The 15,317-nt window shown below is 37.5% G+C and carries 17 protein-coding genes and 1 rRNA gene; 10 read left to right on the forward strand and 8 right to left on the reverse strand.

Translation table 11 applies throughout. From position 1 onward, the window contains the following. Positions 1–73, forward strand: a 5S ribosomal RNA gene (gene rrf, locus SAY88_RS26060); the annotation flags it as partial. 715 nt (positions 74–788) lie between these two features. Beyond that, a complete protein-coding gene (locus tag SAY88_RS19610; RefSeq protein WP_332633880.1) occupies positions 789–1,418 on the forward strand; it encodes a YitT family protein in 630 nt (209 codons plus the stop codon). Positions 1,419–1,807: 389 nt separating this feature from the next. Here SAY88_RS19610 and SAY88_RS19615 read toward each other — a convergent pair whose 3' ends face one another. Further along, positions 1,808–2,851: a lactonase family protein gene (locus SAY88_RS19615; RefSeq protein WP_332633841.1), complete on the reverse strand. Its 1,044-nt coding sequence runs from the start codon at positions 2,849–2,851 to the stop codon at positions 1,808–1,810. Positions 2,852–3,034: 183 nt separating this feature from the next. Here SAY88_RS19615 and SAY88_RS19620 point away from each other — a divergent pair, with 183 nt between their 5' ends. Then, positions 3,035–3,871, forward strand: coding sequence for a tyrosine-type recombinase/integrase (locus tag SAY88_RS19620; RefSeq protein WP_332633842.1), 837 nt, complete (start codon positions 3,035–3,037; stop codon positions 3,869–3,871). 162 nt (positions 3,872–4,033) lie between these two features. Here SAY88_RS19620 and SAY88_RS19625 read toward each other — a convergent pair whose 3' ends face one another. Beyond that, a complete protein-coding gene (locus tag SAY88_RS19625) occupies positions 4,034–4,663 on the reverse strand; it encodes a restriction endonuclease (protein ID WP_332633843.1) in 630 nt (209 codons plus the stop codon). A 139-nt stretch (positions 4,664–4,802) separates the two neighbouring features. Between SAY88_RS19625 and SAY88_RS19630 the strand changes: the two genes are divergently transcribed. Next, entirely contained in the window at positions 4,803–6,260 is a 1,458-nt protein-coding gene (locus SAY88_RS19630) for a GAF domain-containing sensor histidine kinase (RefSeq protein ID WP_332633844.1), read from the forward strand. A 12-nt stretch (positions 6,261–6,272) separates the two neighbouring features. After that, a complete protein-coding gene (locus SAY88_RS19635) occupies positions 6,273–6,917 on the forward strand; it encodes a response regulator transcription factor (RefSeq protein ID WP_332633845.1) in 645 nt (214 codons plus the stop codon). 35 nt (positions 6,918–6,952) lie between these two features. Here the strand turns inward: SAY88_RS19635 and SAY88_RS19640 are convergent, their stop codons facing one another. From SAY88_RS19640 to SAY88_RS19650, 3 genes are read right to left on the reverse strand one after another with little or no spacing between them, the layout of a single operon-like run. Beyond that, positions 6,953–7,297 (reverse strand): hypothetical protein, encoded by a 345-nt coding sequence (locus SAY88_RS19640; RefSeq protein WP_332633846.1) that lies wholly within the window; start codon positions 7,295–7,297, stop codon positions 6,953–6,955. A gap of 2 nt (positions 7,298–7,299) precedes the next feature. Continuing rightward, positions 7,300–8,319, reverse strand: coding sequence for an S-adenosylmethionine:tRNA ribosyltransferase-isomerase (locus SAY88_RS19645; RefSeq protein WP_332633847.1), 1,020 nt, complete (start codon positions 8,317–8,319; stop codon positions 7,300–7,302). A 2-nt stretch (positions 8,320–8,321) separates the two neighbouring features. Continuing rightward, positions 8,322–9,050 (reverse strand): SDR family NAD(P)-dependent oxidoreductase, encoded by a 729-nt coding sequence (locus SAY88_RS19650; protein ID WP_332633848.1) that lies wholly within the window; start codon positions 9,048–9,050, stop codon positions 8,322–8,324. Positions 9,051–9,324: 274 nt separating this feature from the next. On the opposite strand from SAY88_RS19650, the gene SAY88_RS19655 reads away from it, so the two are divergent. Beyond that, the gene (locus SAY88_RS19655; RefSeq protein ID WP_332633849.1) at positions 9,325–9,978 is read left to right on the forward strand and encodes a restriction endonuclease; all 654 of its coding nucleotides are present in this window, start codon (positions 9,325–9,327) and stop codon (positions 9,976–9,978) included. A 54-nt stretch (positions 9,979–10,032) separates the two neighbouring features. After that, on the forward strand, positions 10,033–10,176 hold the full coding sequence (locus SAY88_RS19660; RefSeq protein ID WP_332633850.1) for a hypothetical protein: 144 nt from the start codon (positions 10,033–10,035) through the stop codon (positions 10,174–10,176). Positions 10,177–10,200: 24 nt separating this feature from the next. Here the strand turns inward: SAY88_RS19660 and SAY88_RS19665 are convergent, their stop codons facing one another. From SAY88_RS19665 to SAY88_RS19675, 3 genes are read right to left on the reverse strand one after another with little or no spacing between them, the layout of a single operon-like run. After that, on the reverse strand, positions 10,201–10,863 hold the full coding sequence (locus SAY88_RS19665; protein WP_332633851.1) for a deoxynucleoside kinase: 663 nt from the start codon (positions 10,861–10,863) through the stop codon (positions 10,201–10,203). After that, complete coding sequence (locus tag SAY88_RS19670) at positions 10,847–11,095, reverse strand: deoxynucleoside kinase (protein ID WP_332633852.1); 249 nt, start codon at positions 11,093–11,095, stop codon at positions 10,847–10,849. Before SAY88_RS19670 ends, SAY88_RS19665 begins: the two co-directional genes overlap by 17 nt. A 58-nt stretch (positions 11,096–11,153) precedes the next feature. Continuing rightward, a complete protein-coding gene (locus SAY88_RS19675; RefSeq protein WP_332633853.1) occupies positions 11,154–12,707 on the reverse strand; it encodes an ABC-F family ATP-binding cassette domain-containing protein in 1,554 nt (517 codons plus the stop codon). Between the two features lie 283 nt (positions 12,708–12,990). On the opposite strand from SAY88_RS19675, the gene SAY88_RS19680 reads away from it, so the two are divergent. The 3 genes from SAY88_RS19680 to SAY88_RS19690 all read left to right on the forward strand — a co-directional run bounded on the left by SAY88_RS19680 (position 12,991) and on the right by SAY88_RS19690 (position 15,257). Then, positions 12,991–14,169 (forward strand): MalY/PatB family protein, encoded by a 1,179-nt coding sequence (locus SAY88_RS19680; RefSeq protein WP_332633854.1) that lies wholly within the window; start codon positions 12,991–12,993, stop codon positions 14,167–14,169. Positions 14,170–14,200: 31 nt separating this feature from the next. After that, on the forward strand, positions 14,201–14,353 hold the full coding sequence (sda, locus tag SAY88_RS19685; RefSeq protein WP_332633855.1) for a sporulation histidine kinase inhibitor Sda: 153 nt from the start codon (positions 14,201–14,203) through the stop codon (positions 14,351–14,353). Positions 14,354–14,759: 406 nt separating this feature from the next. Beyond that, positions 14,760–15,257 carry a YwpF-like family protein gene (locus SAY88_RS19690; protein WP_332633856.1) on the forward strand — a complete coding sequence of 166 codons (498 nt, stop codon included), beginning with the start codon at positions 14,760–14,762 and terminating at the stop codon, positions 15,255–15,257. Positions 15,258–15,317 lie beyond the last annotated feature (60 nt).

A 15,317-nucleotide genomic window follows, 5' to 3' on the forward strand; every position in this document is an offset into this window, starting at 1 on the left:
ACACGGTCGTTAAGCTCTTTTGCGCCGATGGTAGTTGGGGGCTTCCCCCTGTGAGAGTAGGACGTTGCCAGGCAAATAAAAGACAATCCATTGGATTGTCTTTTTGTATATGCATAAAAAGAATGCTCAAGGCGCTAAAGAGCTCTGTTCCGGAGGAACAGAATCTTCCTCGAATGAGCCGATAGTACATCGTGAAAAGACATCTTGAAACTGCTTCATGTCCCCCTGTTAGACGAGCTGATTCTCTTCGTAAAACGACGTGAGAAACGTCAAAGAAATAACACCATGCCAACCGACCCGTAGAAGAGAAATAGCGAGCCAGGACGTTGCCATGCAGGGCACGCTCCGCATGGAAATAGGAGAGACGGACGTAAGCTGCATAATAGTGGGTACGCCCGAAGGAACAGAATCTTCCTCGAATGAGCCGATGGTTACAACGTGATACGCTTCTCTGAAAAAACTCCATGTCCCCCTGTGAGACGAACCCTTTCTCTTCGTAACGTAACATGAATTACTTCTAAGAACAACTCCATGAGTAACCATCTCCGTAGAAGAGAAAGGGTGAGCCAGGACGTTGCCAGGCGGGCTAGAAGTAATTGTTATAGTCGAGAAAAAAACAGATCATATCACTTGATATAACACTCAGACAGAAAATCAAAGAGAACCGACAGCAAGTGAACTACTTTGGAAAGAAAAAATTCCTCAGATGCAAACTAATAGAAAATGTATTATAGTATTAATATTCAGTTTTTTGGAAAGGACGATTTACCATAAAACGCTTTATTCTTATTTCTATAGGCATTGTTAACTTCTCCCTCGCAACCATACTTTTTGCTGTTCCCAACACCATTATGGCGGGGGGGATTACAGGAATGGCAACCATGAGTTATTACTTATTCGATTTAAATATTGGAGTAGGAATGTTTTTGTTTAATTTCCCTTTATTCTTAGCAGCCTTTATTTGGTATCGTGACCTATTTTATAAGTCGGTTGTCAGCATGGTTTCTGCATCTATCCTTGTCGGAATTCTTCAACAGCCATTGATACGCTTCGGTGTTGAGAATATTGTAATCGGTTCTGTAATTGGCGGGTTATGGATGGGAATTGGATTAGGTCTGATGGGAATGGCCAATTCAAGTTTAGGTGGCGGTTCCATGTTGGGAAAAATGATTAACTTAAAATACGGATTTTCTTTTGGTTTAGCAGTCTTTTTAGTCGATAGTTCTGTTTTTCCTTTAAGCTTTTTCCTAATTGGTGCCAAAGAAACCCTCTTTTCACTTCTATTAGCAGCTTCTAGCGCATTTGGAATAACATTGGTAGGGAGAATTCACCAGGCTCTGATTAAAAAGAAACTTATATTATCACCCGATCTCGGTTCAAACCCAGTCACTAAAGAGCGTAAATATATGAATGGTTAGGTAACTAGTGAAAAGCACCCTCCTTTTTATAAGAATATCCAAATTGAATGTTTTTTCATACAAGGAAAGTGATGCTCACTTACAGTATTCAGTCAATTTATAGCGATAGTGAGGGAACTTACTAATTAAAATTGTTATATGCGTGACAGAATAATAAACAATTTAACAAAGAAAAATGCAAACTAGTTGTGATTAACTAGGTAAGAACATAAAAAGTCCGAAACAGAGGAGGCAATGACTCCGTTCTCTACGCGCCGTGAGTGTGTAACCCACTCCTCTCAAGGCTTTAAAAAGATGTAGCGACTCCGCTCATTGCTTTGGGGGTGTCTCAAAAGGTCAAAAACAAACCTTTTGAGACACCCCCTTTGATTATAGCAATATTTTTAGATTTAGTTAGTAAAAACAACACAAACAGGGTTAGGTACGGAAACAGTAACACCAGTAGGGGTGAGCTTACCAGTTGAATAATCAATCGTATACTGAACTATATTGCTTGTGTCTTGATTAGCGGCTAAAAGGAACTTTCCAGTAGGATCTATTGTGAAATCTCTTGGAAAAGATCCTTCCGTTGATGTATGGTCAACTAACGTAAGGTGACCTGTGTCTGCATCGATTTGAAAGACTGCAATACTGTCATGACCACGATTCGATGCATACAAAAACTTTCCATCAGCAGATAGCTTAATAGCTCCCCCGATGCTTTCTTCTCCAAAACCAGCTGGAAGAGAAGATATGTATTGAAGTTCATTAAATGAGCCAGTTTCAGAGTCATAGCTTAAAGCAATTACTTCTGAACTAAGTTCACCATTTACGTAAGCAAATTTTCCATTTGGATGAAATTGAATATGTCTTGGACCTGTACCTGGTTTAAAAGCTTGTTCACTGTGTTTCGTTAATGTACCATTATCGAAAGAGTAAACAACCATCTCATCTGTCCCTAAATCTACCACACAAAGATAATGTTCGTCAGGAGTTAATCCAGAATAGTGAGCATGAGGCTTTTCTTGTCTTTCGTGTGGCCCACTCCCAGCGTGTGTAACTGTTGATGTAACTGCTGCAATCTCTCCGTTATCGGTTAGCTTATAAGCAATTCCTGTACCTTGATGGTAATTGGCTGAGAAGAGAAAATTATTAGAATCATTTAAACTAACGTGACATGGTGGGCTCCCATCAGCTACATTATAATTTAATAACGATAACTGTCCATCTGGTTCAATCGAATAGGCTCCAACACCACCTTGATTTTCCACTTTCGTAACCGAATACAAATACTTTTGATCACTAGTAACTGCAAGAAATGTTGGATTTTCTAGTTCTGCAGCAACTTGAACATCATCTATCGTACCTGACGAATCGTCCATGGATAAACGATAAATCCCTTTGCTATCCCCTTTTGTATAAGTCCCAATATAGGCTGTTAACTTTTTACTCACGACATATTCCTCCTTAGTAAGAACTCCTTTTAACTATATCATAGGAAAAAAGGAAGTGCATTTATGTGTCATTTTCAAATGAAAAAATTAATAAAAAATAACAATTTAAACCAATTGTTTGCGCAGAACTTGACAAACTTTGAAATCCCTTTTATAGTTGTGGTAGTTAGGGGGGAATTCATTTTGGATAAAAAATGCGCTGGAACCACAAAAGACATCATAGATTCTTTTGCTGTCTATCTCTCTCAAAAAGGAAGGTCAGAAAATACAATTAAAACGTATTGTGGTGTGATCCATACATTTTCTAGTTGGTTAAAGGCCCAGGACAAGGAACTACATGAACTTACACAGCAAGATGTGCAATCGTATATTGACTTCTTAGAAACAGAAAAACGAAGTGTTTCAACAATAAATAAAATCTTTAATACAATAAATACTTTTGCAAAGTCGCAAAATCGTCCAGAAATGACTGAAAATATAAAAAGGTCAAAAACAAAAATCGATTATGTGGCCCCAGACTTTCTAACGGAAGAAGAAGTAAATACCCTTCTTAAGAAAGCCAAGGCGGATTCAAGTAAGCGTAACAAAGCGATTGTTTTTGCCTTGCTTTATACAGGGGTACGAGTTTCTGAACTGTGTATGTTGAATCGTGACGACATTAAATTAAATCATAAGAGCCAAACAGGTCAAATGATTGTAAAAAATCTAGAACAAGAAAATGAACGAATTATTCCTTTATCAAAAGAGCTCGTTCATAAGCTCCACGATTACCTTACGTCTAGAAATGACGAGCATGAAGCTCTTTTTGTTTCAAATTATCAGAAACGAATTGCAGCGCGGACAGTGCAGCACATGTTAAAAGAGGAGTATGGTGTATATCCTCATAAGCTTCGCCATACGTTTTGTTATGATTTAGTTCGTAAAGGCGTCGATCTTTCTATTGTTGCACAACTATCCGGGCACTCAGATGTAAATGTAACACGACAATATTTAGCCGCGATTGATGATATCGTTAGTTAACAAATATAGACAACGCCTAGTCTTAACTCTGATCGATCTGAGTTAAGACTAGGCGTTATTGTAGTGAAGCAAAAATACCCAGTGGATGAACTTATGAGTGGAAATTGAGACGAGTAAAGAAATCGCTAGAGCTTTTTTCTAGCGATTTTCATATACTGAAGGTTATTCTTGTGCTTCTCTTTTTACTTCATCTTTTATAAGTAGTGTTCGGACACGTTGGATAAAACGGTGTGATTTTTTTTGTTCTAAGTACGAATCAAGCATAGCATCTAGTGAATCACGATCGATGAGAGTTATTTTATTTGCACGTGCAATACGTTTAGCTGATTTTGTAAACTGACTATTTGTTACGATGATCACTCGTCTTGCTTGATAATTTGGTTTTAAAGCAAGAACATCATGGACAAAATTTGCACTTACTTGATTCGTTTGACGTTTAGCAACGACGATTGCTTTTAGTCCTTTTTTCCGAAGAATTAAATCTGGTTGTGCTTTGCGGTTCACTTTCGTTCTACTGACTGAGTAGCCTTGCTTTTGAAAAAGTGGGACTAATAGTTGTTGAAATTCCCGATCAGGTATCTCATCAATATTTAATAATTCAGAAGATAGATGGCGAGAAATCCACTTCGATGTTTTTAAAAGATGTGTGATTCCTAATGTGGAAAGGATCGCGGCTAGTACAAATCCAAATATCGTAAAACTGTAATTATATAAATGAACAAGAATATATGTAGTTAGAAAAAGATAGATAGGAAAAAGTGAATTTTGCTTTTTACGTTTAGGATTTTTCATGACTTTCACATCCTTTAGACGTTTTTCTTCACTAGTCTACCCAATGATTTGAGTAATATGTCATAGTTGATGATTTTCTCTTCTCTGTTTTCATAATGTACGGTACGATAAAAGTAACAAGTCTAAGTGAGGGTTGAAGATGGACCAACAAAACCATTTTGTTCATGCCAAGAATGTTAGGGAAACGTTACGTATTATTTCAATGACTTTAAATGAAGGAAATGACCTTAAAAACATGCTGCAATCGGTATTAGAACGGTTACTTCAAGCAGTAAAATTGGAGTGTGGTTGGATTTTTCTTATACATGAAGAAGGGAAGCACTCCCTGTTTGCTTCTTATGGTTTACCTGACGGACTAACGTACAAGGAAAACTTACCGCTTTGTGATGGTGGCTGTTGGTGCAAAGATAAATATTTAGCAGGCCATCTTAAAAAGGCTGTGAATATTATGGAATGTAGACGTCTTGAGCGTGTGAAGGTTGGAAATTTTGGTGCGACAAATGGAATTAGCCATCATGCTACGATTCCTATTTTTGCAGGAGAAGAGTCGTTTGGCTTAATGAATGTAGCTTCCCCAAGCAAGAGTCATTTTTCCGAAGAAGAATTAGATCTGCTTGAGACTGTAGCGTATCAAGTAGGAGCAACTGTAAAGCGCTTTAAATTATTTGAACAGGAGCAACGTCGGTCAAATATGCTAACAACACTTGGTACTTGTTTATCAATGATACAAAAGGGAGATAAAGAACCTTTTGAATTAGCTGCAATGATTTTACGCCTTTTTAACTGGAAGGGAATTTCTATAAGTCTTAATCGACAGTTTACTGAAGTAGGAGAATGCAATCGTGGACAAAAGATCGTCCAAAAAGCTATTTTTGGTGAGACAAAATTGAAGGTAACCATTTTTCATGAAGTGTTCGATGAGGTCGATCACTATCTTATGGAACAGCTTACTCATTATCTTTGTTTGTATTTTGAGAAGGAGCGATTGAACGAACAAAGAAAAGAACTTGCACGATTAGATGAACGTAACCGGTTAGCACGAGATTTACATGATTCAGTAAACCAAATGCTGTTTTCTTTGTCACTAACAGCAAAGGGAGCTCAATTAAGGACAAAGGAAGTAGAGACAAAAGAAACACTTGGGCAAATACAAGTGTTATCTCAAGAAGCGTTGAAGGAATTAAAGCAACTAATCTATCAGTTAAGATCAGAAGAGTTACAAGAAGGAATGACGTCTGCTATTAAACATTATGCAACCTTACTCGGGCTAACAGTACACGTAAATGTGAAAGGAATACTTACTCTATCTAAATCAAGTGAAGAGTGTTTATGGCGAATTGCTCAGGAAGCATTAAACAATGTCAAAAAGCATAGTGGTGTTTTAGAAGCTTTTGTAGAAATTGAGGCATCGAAAGAAGAGTTAATGATGAAAATAAGAGATCATGGTTGTGGGACGAAAGAAACTGAGTATATTCACAGTAGATCAATTGGCATTCATGGGATGAGAGAACGAGTTGAATCCTTAAAAGGAACGTTCACATGGGAGAGTAAAGAGAATATAGGAACGACACTTACAGTAGTCATTACAAATCAATAGGGGGATCATCAGATGACTATACGAATTATGATTGTTGATGATCATCATGTTGTTAGAAGAGGCTTAGTTTATTTCCTCGAGTCAATGGAAGATCTAAAGGTAGTAGCCGAAGCTTCTAACGGCATGGAGGCAATTGAATTATTTGAAAAAGAGCGTCCAGATGTGGTGATTATGGATTTAGATATGCCGAAAATGGATGGAATGGAATGTACGAAGAAGCTAAAAGAGTTAGATGAGAGTGCAATTGTTCTAGTGTTAACTAGTTTTACAGATCAAGATCATGTCATTCCAGCATTAGAAGCAGGAGCTTCCGGCTATCAATTAAAAGATATTGAACCAGAGCAGTTAGCAGAAACGATTCGTGCTGTGTATGGTGGTGAAAGCAGACTACATGAAAAAGTAACTAAGCATGTATTAACTCGTGTTTCACCAAACTTCACTAGTGAACAAGCGCGTCTACAGAGGTTAACGGGACGGGAACGTGATGTTTTAGTAGAAGTGACGAAAGGGCGAAGTAATAAAGAAATCGCGCAAGAGCTCTACATTTCAGAAAAAACGGTCAAAACACATATGTCTAACATATTAGCCAAGCTCGAGTTAGCCGATCGAACGCAAGCGGCAGTTTTTGCACTGAAACATAACGTAAAAAAAAGATAGAACGGAAGAGGGGGTCCTCTAAGTCCGTTCTTTTTTTACGGTAAAGTTGTCGTTTCAATAAACTCAACATAATAATGATCGTTAGAATAGAAGATCGTTTTCCATCCATTTTTTAATTCGTATGGTCCACACGCTTCAAAAGAAGGTGGTGGAATCCAGTTTTGCATATGGTTTTCTAAATTAGGGACTTGGTAGGCAACGTGAAAAGGAAAGGTAGTTGGATCCCCTTCAATGAGTTCAATGATAAAAGAATTTTTATTTAAGAATAGTAAGTTTTCATCCATAAACGAAAATTCTGCTTCTACCTCCCAGTCAGATGCTAACAACGTTCTAGCAGCTTCAATATCTGGAACAACGATACCAATATGATGAATGTCCATGTTTAGTTCTCCATTGGCAAAAGGAGATTCATATCACCAAACTCATGCCATAAATACCCTTGTCTAATTGCCTCTTCGTAAGCAGCCAGTAAATTCTTTTGGTCAATAAAAGCAGAAAGCATGTCAAGGTGACTCGCTTCAGGTTCGTGGAAGCCTGTTAACAAACCATCCACAACATAAAGTGAGGAATTAGGTTTGATATGAAGAGTCGTTTCTCCTGTAGTAGGTTGAAGAATATGCTGTGTATCAACGGCGCTCTCTAGTGCTCTCACAACCGTTGTACCAACGGCGATAATCCTTGAATTTCTGTTTTTGGCTAAATGAATGAGTTCAACTGTTTCGGTCGGTACATGGAATGGCTCTGGCTGGAAAATGGGATCTGGCCAATGGTCGTTTTCGAAATAGCTTAGGCCAGTATGGAGATAAACAAAGCCAATTTCGACCCCTTTCTTTTGTAGGTCAGCAAGCATCCTCCATGAGAGGGCGCGACCTGCTGAAGGCATTTCGATAGAACCTGGTACAGAGCTATACACCGTTTGAAAGGCTTGCAGTGGCCAGTGATCCTGTAAATATTCGTAATGAATCGGTATCCCGTGTGTATAGAGAAAATTATAAAATGCATTTCCTGCGATTGAAAAGCGTAAAGAAATAAGGGGTGTCTTACTACACTTGTCTATAACGGTTGCTTTTACGTCATTTGTAAAGGTTAGTGTGTCACCAATTTCGATTTGATGAAGATAAAGAACATCCCAAATATCAGAAGAACGTTTCCTTGCAAGGCGTACTTCAATGTGATTTGTCGTAAAAATGACAGCTGGAATTGTTCGACTATTATTTAAAATTAGGACATCACCCTTTTCTAAATAACTGCTAAGGTTTTCGAAAGTATCATGATGTACGTTGCCTGTTCGGCGATTTTGAACCAACAGCTTTACTGCTTCTCTTTTATTAGAACGGATCTCAGCTGGCAAAAACGCATGTAGATGATTTGGAACAACGAATGGATAGGATGCTAAAGTCATGTTCATACCCCCTTTCTTGAAAAAGATTGTGCTTCGAACCGTTGACCGGTAGCCAAGTGAGATTCGCTTGATGCTAAGTAATCAAACACATCTATGACCTCACTAGGGTTAGCAAGCTCATATTCACAATTTGGTACGGCAATTTCGTGCATAGCAGTATCCATTTCTCCTGGATCGACAAGGTTGATTCGAACTCCTGTATCAATTAATTCATCTGCCCAGATTTGAGTCATACCTTCTACGGCAAACTTGGAGATAGAATAAGCTCCCCATTCGGCATATCCTGTTTTGCCTACTTCAGATGTGAGGTTAATAATACTACCTTTATGACGTGCAAGCATTCCTGGTAAAACACGCTTCGTCATTAGGAAAGGGTTCATAATATTAACTTCAAGTACATTTTTAAGAACTAGATCAGGATAATCAGCCAAATAGAGAGGGCCAGGCCCGAAAATCGATGCGTTGTTAATTAGTGTATCGATACGACCAAAATGATTTTCTGTTACTGAGACAAAACGCTCAACATCATTAGGATTAGAAACATCTGCTGAAAGTGCAATGACCTCAGCCCCGTATTTCTCCAATTCGTTTTGAACCGTTTTAATTTCGGTTTTCCCTCTAGCACATATTGCTAAATTAGCTCCTTGCTTGGCAAAGTGTTTAGCAAGAGTATAGCCTAGGCCGCGTGTGGCACCTGTTATCATAATGACTTGTTTTATTTGATCAAACATTTGTTTAACTCCCTTCGTTCTTTGATTACTCTCATTTTATGAAAACAAGCAACAACCAACATCGAGAAGAAGACTGATAAAACCTACAACTTTTGGAGTAGAGCACTGAAAAAGGTACGGTTTTGACCTTTTTCAGTGCTCTTGGGGGTCAGATCCCTCTGTATATCTCCACCGCGTTAAAGTTGTGCAGATGGGTCTGATCCTTTAACAAACAAGTGTTTGCTTTTTGGGTTTCCAACGCTTAAGATAAGGAACGAAGGGAGTTGGGACGAGTATGAATGAAAGTGTGTCAACATGGCTCAGTGTGGCGGGATTTAATGTTCTCTTATTGCTCGCCTTTGCAATCATTGTAATAGCGGCTCTTTTGCATTTTCGAAAAAAGAAACGCTTTGATGTAAGTAAGATTTCGATTACAGATATTGACCGAATGTCTGGTCATGATTTTGAAGATTATTTATATGTCTTATTTGTAGCTCTTGGGTACGATGAGACGTTTTTAACGAAGAAAAGTCGAGACTTTGGAGCGGACTTGCTTTTTCGGGATCGATTAGATGCTCAAACGGTTGTCCAAGCTAAGCGTATTACTGAGAAGATTGGTTTAGATGCTATCCAAGAAATTTATGCAGCAAAAGCCTATTATGATGCCAATCAAGCTATTGTTATAACATCTGCAAATGATGTTTCTGATCCTTGCAGAAAGCTTGCTGCAGCAACAAAAGTTAGGATCCTTGCAAGAGAAGATTTGATTGAAGTTATCCGTTTGTTTAAAAAAGGGAAACTAACCGAGGCACAAGATGTTATTGAACTCCCACATGAAGAAATAGATTATAATGCAGAAGATAGCATAGATGACTTAGATCATCAGCGAGGACTGATTAAGGCAGGAGAATACTTTTATAAACTAACGAAAACAAGACAAAGTATGTAGAAATCATAAGACAACTTCTTATCGGCATAAATTTCGATATGGGGGGATGTGCTTATGTTAAAAGGAGTTGATTGGCAAATGATCGCATTTGTTGGAGGGTCATTACTCCAAGAATATTTACGCTTTTCGCATTTACCGCGTATTTATTATTTTTTAGAAAAAAAAGAAGACGAAGAGGAGGATGACCGGGTAGCTTAACAGCTCGGTTATCCTCTTCTATATTTAAATTATCACTTTTCGATTAATTGTATTGGAAATTCGCTCTATAATCGATTCAATGGCTTGTTCATCTTTCAACAAATCATATTCTTTAATATTTAGGCTCATTACAGGGCAAGAAGTAAAGTTGCTAATCCATTTTTCGTAACGTCCATGCATTTCTTCCCAATAGGCAAGTGGAGTCTTTTGTTCCATCTCACGGCCACGTTTTTGAATACGACTAATAATATCATTCAAGTCACCTTCGAGGTAAATTAGCACGTCCGGATGAGGGAAATATGGCGTCATAACCATCGCATTAAAAAGACTCGTATATGTTTCGTAATCATCGTCTGTCATTGTACCTTTATCAGAATGCATTTTAGCAAAAATGCCTGTATCCTCATAAATGGAACGGTCCTGAATAAAGCCGCCACCTTGCTCAAACATCCTCTTTTGTTCTTTAAATCGTTCAGCAAGAAAATATATTTGTAAATGAAAACTCCACCGTTCAAAATCAGCATAAAATTTGTCTAGGTATGGATTTTGATCAACATTTTCAAAAGAAGTGTTGAAGCCAAGAGCTTTCGCAAGCGATGTTGTCATTGTTGATTTTCCAACACCAACGGTACCAGCAATTGTTATTATGGCGTTTTCAGGAATGTTATATTTAGCGCGTAGGTTCAAAACAAGTCGCTCCTTTTTGTAGTGCTTGATCTATTTTTATAAGTATGGCATCTAAGTCTTGTGCCTTTTTGACAAAGTCTACCTCATCACCGTTAATGTTAATAATAGGTGTATTAGGGTAGAGAGAAATCCAGTTTGACATCGCCGTTTCATAGTCCTCAGGTAGTTGCCCAAGGTACTGAGGAACCATTTTCTGCTCCATTACTCTTCCTCGTAATTCAATACGGGACAAGGAGGGTCAGACCCCTCTTTACTACATTAAAGAGGGGTCTGACCCTTATACTCTTATACTATACTAATTTTGTTGTCCATGATTCGCAGTTCCAGACGTCTGTAGCAACGTCTTGATAAAACTCTGGTTCGTGACTAATTAGCAAAATGCTTCCTTTGTATGCTTGCAGCGCGCGTTTTAACTCTTCTTTTGCGTCAACGTCTAAGTGATTTGTAGGCTCATCGAGAACAAGGATATTTGTTTCACGATTAATTAATTTACAAAGACGGACCTTGGCTTTTTCGCCACCACTTAAAACGACAATCTTACTCTCAATATGCTTTGTCGTTAATCCACACTTAGCAAGGGCTGCACGTACCTCAGCTTGTGTGAATGAAGGGAAATCCTGCCATACCTCGTCAATACATGTTTTATCAGGGTCTTTTGCTTCTTGTTCAAAATAACCGATCTCTTGATAATCTCCACGCTCAACTGTGCCATCTACTGGTTTAATTAATCCTAGGATGCTCTTCAATAACGTTGTTTTTCCTATTCCGTTCGCACCAACGAGAGCAACCTTTTGTCCACGCTCCATTCGAAGGTTGAGAGGCCGTGAAAGCGGATCATTATAGCCAATGACAAGATCCTTCGTTTCAAAGATCAGTTTACTTGTCGTTCTTGCTTCTTTAAAGTTAAACTGTGGCTTTGGCTTTTCTTGAGCAAGTTCAATCATATCCATCTTATCTAGTTTCTTTTGTCGAGACATCGCCATATTACGTGTCGACACACGTGCTTTGTTCCTAGCAACAAAGTCTTTTAATTGAGCAACTTCTTGCTGTTGTCTCTTATAAGCTGCCTCAAGCTGCTGTTTCTTCATTTCATGTACTTCTTTAAAATGCTCGTAATCCCCTACATATCGATTAAGCTCTTGATTTTCCATATGATAAATCAAGTTGATCACGCTGTTTAAAAATGGAATGTCATGTGAAATCAAGATAAACGCATTTTCGTACTCTTGTAAGTAGCGCTTTAACCATTCAATATGCTGTTCATCTAAATAGTTCGTAGGCTCGTCCAATAGCAGGATATCAGGTTTCTCGAGTAGAAGCTTCGCAAGTAATACCTTTGTTCGTTGACCTCCACTAAGGTCTGTGACATCACGGTCTAATCCAACATCATCAAGACCAAGTCCTTTAGCAATTTCTTCTACCTTCGCATCAATCGTATAGAAATCATTGTTTGTTAATGTATCTTGAATAATACCAACTTCTTCAAGCATCTTCTCGAGTTGTTCAGGAGTGGCTTCTCCCATTTTGTCATACATTTCATTCATTTCAGTTTCCATGTCAAACATATATTGAAACGCGCTTTTTAACACATCGCGCATGGTCATCCCACGTTCTAAAACAGAATGCTGGTCTAAATAGCCGACACGAACCTTTTTCGACCATTCTACTTTTCCTGCATCAGGCATTAACTTACCTGTAATGATATTCATAAACGTCGATTTTCCTTCACCATTGGCCCCAATTAAACCAATGTGCTCTCCCTTAAGTAAACGGAAGGACACGTCATGAAAAATCGCACGATCGCCAAATCCATGGCTTAAGTTTTTAACGGTTAACACACTCATTCCAAACACCTATCCTTTAATAAATACGTACTTTTTTGCTTTTTCCATCTTATCATAAGAGAGGGTGAATGTCTGTTGGGAATTAGACTTTATCACTGAATGTATTTTCCAAAATAACCACTCTTTTTTATCATTTTGAACTACAAGAATATTAAATAAAAATTTGAAAAAATATAAATTTAAAAAGGAATTGATTGTTCTTCGTTGAATAGTAAATATTGACCTAAAGACAGAAAAAATATTTAATGGAGGTATGTGTTTTAATAGGAAGGAAGTGTAAGTTATGAGTAAGCAATTTGATGAAATAGTTGAACGTCGTGGTACGAACTCAATGAAGTGGGATATGACTAAGCAACGTTTTGGTAAGGAAGATCTTTTGCCAATGTGGGTAGCAGATATGGATTTTCGTGCACCAAAAGAAGTATTAGATGCATTACATGCTACAGTTGAACATGGTATTTTTGGATATCCTGCTCATTCAAAAACGGTCGATCAAGCCGTTCAAGGTTGGTTAAAAAGAAGATATAGTTGGTCGGTTGAAGCAGACTCACTTATATATACATCTGGCATTGTGCCAACGATTAGTTACATTATTCAAGCATTCACTGAACCTGGTGAAGGTGTTATTATCCAAACCCCCGTTTACTACCCGTTTTATGATGTTGTGAAAAAAAATAATCGTGAGTTAATCAAAAATCCACTCTCTTTTGACGGAGATCACTATGATATCGATTTCAATCAATTAGAGTCGGTGATTACAGATAATACCAAAATGCTTGTTCTCTGTCATCCTCATAATCCAGTTGGTCGTGTTTGGAAGCGTGATGAATTAGAAAAGCTTGCTGCGATATGTGAAAAGCATAATTTGCTTGTTGTCTCAGATGAAATCCATGCTGACTTACTGTTTAAAGACCAAAAGCATATTCCATTTGCATCGCTTAGTAAAGATGCATCAGAGCGTACGTTCACTTGTTTAGCTCCAAGTAAAACTTTTAATTTGGCTGGGATTCAAACTTCATATGTAGTAGTTGAGAATGAAGAATTACGTCGCAAATTAGCTAACCATTTAGCTAACTCATTTGCTAATTCTGTTAATTCATTTGCAGAAGTGGCAACTGAAGCGGCATATACACATGGGGAAAAGTGGTTAGAACAGTTAATGGACTATGTGCAAGATAACTATGATTTTGTCCGAAAGTATATCTCTTTGAATATGCCTAAATTACGAGTAATTGATTCAGAAGGTACATACTTACTGTGGTTAGAATGCTCGAACCTACCATTATCAGCTTCAGAGCGGAAAAAATGGCTCGTTGAAGAAGCGAATGTTGCTTTAAATCATGGTCCGATTTTTGGTGATGAAGGAAAAGATTTTGAACGAATCAATTTAGCTTGTCCAAGAGAAACGTTAAAACAAGGTCTAGATCAAATGAAAGAAGCCTATGATAAGCGCGGGTTTTAAATAACAATTTTTTATAAGTGCGGTGAAAGGGATGGAAAGGTTAGAATATCGAGTTTTATTAGAAGCGTATGAACGTGCGATTCGTTTGGAGTTAGAAGAAGATTTTATTGAATTGTTGCGTGAAGAAATCAACGGGCGAAAAAAAAGAATGATTATAAGCAAAAAGTCGAAAATTTTTGTGTGAAGTAATGAGGTTTGTAGCTTTTTCTGTTGAAAATAGGGGAAAGTATACATATTTCGCGGTTTGTACGCATAAATTGTCAGAGTGACACCATCGAGCAGTTGAGAAAAATCGACAAAGGAGACATTTACTATATGTTACAAGAAAATCTTTACCAAGAACTTATCGACGATTGTAAATGTAAGCTTAGGAGAGACCTTACTAGTGAAGAGGTGGAACTCATTAAGTGGATTCAAGAAAGACAATATGAGCTGTGCTTTCAAAGGATGAAAAGTTCATAATAAGCGTCTAGGGGGCTTTTACAGGGCACTGAAAAGGAAAAAAGCTTTTTCAGTGTTCTTTGAGAAGAAAGTCCCCTTCATTTTGGAATTTGAAGGATTTATGATTTAATAAGAGTAAAAGGAGGGAAGTGCCTTTGAAAACATTTAAACTTTATTCGCTTAGCTTACTTGAAGGTAACGGTGAATGTGTTGATCAAAAATTAATCCCAATTCAAGATGGACTAATTGTGAATATGGAAAACCAAAAGCAAACTTGGTATATTGAAGCAGTTATTAGTAAGGAATATACTGATTATTTTAAAAAAGTAAAAGAAAATAAAGGCCATATTCTTGTAGATGTGATCATTACAAGTAAGGACAATCATCCAGCTGCCATGATTACAAATGTTCAAACGATTACTGAATTATCAAATAATATTAGTGTGTTATTAGAGGCAAAACTTGCATTAAAAAGAGATGTAATTATTGAAGATGTTTTAAAAGATCTAGTTAACGAAGGTTACTCAGAAGAACAATTATTAGCAGAATTCCATAACAAGATGGAAAATTTAGCTGCGCATCCTCAAAGTGCTTTAAATACTATTTATCGCTCCATTAAAGAAAGTGGAAACTATAACTTACAATAATGAAAAGCATCTATTCAATTGAATGGGTGTTTTTTTAGCCTTTTTTACAGTCTTTTTCTT

Origin of the sequence: Halalkalibacter flavus, from assembly GCF_036663575.1 — a bacterium.
In the GTDB taxonomy this organism is placed as follows: domain Bacteria; phylum Bacillota; class Bacilli; order Bacillales; family Bacillaceae_D; genus Halalkalibacter; species Halalkalibacter flavus.

What these genes read in the sequence shown, in the direction of transcription:
- SAY88_RS19625 (WP_332633843.1), bottom strand. Translation starts at nt 4,663, where the DNA reads ATGAAAAATCCTAAACGTAAAAAGCAAAATTCACTTTTTCCTATCTAT.
- SAY88_RS19630 (WP_332633844.1), top strand. Translation starts at nt 4,803, where the DNA reads ATGGACCAACAAAACCATTTTGTTCATGCCAAGAATGTTAGGGAAACG.
- SAY88_RS19635 (WP_332633845.1), top strand. Translation starts at nt 6,273, where the DNA reads ATGACTATACGAATTATGATTGTTGATGATCATCATGTTGTTAGAAGA.
- SAY88_RS19640 (WP_332633846.1), bottom strand. Translation starts at nt 7,297, where the DNA reads ATGGACATTCATCATATTGGTATCGTTGTTCCAGATATTGAAGCTGCT.
- SAY88_RS19645 (WP_332633847.1), bottom strand. Translation starts at nt 8,319, where the DNA reads ATGACTTTAGCATCCTATCCATTCGTTGTTCCAAATCATCTACATGCG.
- SAY88_RS19650 (WP_332633848.1), bottom strand. Translation starts at nt 9,050, where the DNA reads ATGTTTGATCAAATAAAACAAGTCATTATGATAACAGGTGCCACACGC.
- SAY88_RS19655 (WP_332633849.1), top strand. Translation starts at nt 9,325, where the DNA reads ATGAATGAAAGTGTGTCAACATGGCTCAGTGTGGCGGGATTTAATGTT.
- SAY88_RS19660 (WP_332633850.1), top strand. Translation starts at nt 10,033, where the DNA reads ATGTTAAAAGGAGTTGATTGGCAAATGATCGCATTTGTTGGAGGGTCA.
- SAY88_RS19675 (WP_332633853.1), bottom strand. Translation starts at nt 12,707, where the DNA reads ATGAGTGTGTTAACCGTTAAAAACTTAAGCCATGGATTTGGCGATCGT.
- SAY88_RS19680 (WP_332633854.1), top strand. Translation starts at nt 12,991, where the DNA reads ATGAGTAAGCAATTTGATGAAATAGTTGAACGTCGTGGTACGAACTCA.
- sda (WP_332633855.1), top strand. Translation starts at nt 14,201, where the DNA reads ATGGAAAGGTTAGAATATCGAGTTTTATTAGAAGCGTATGAACGTGCG.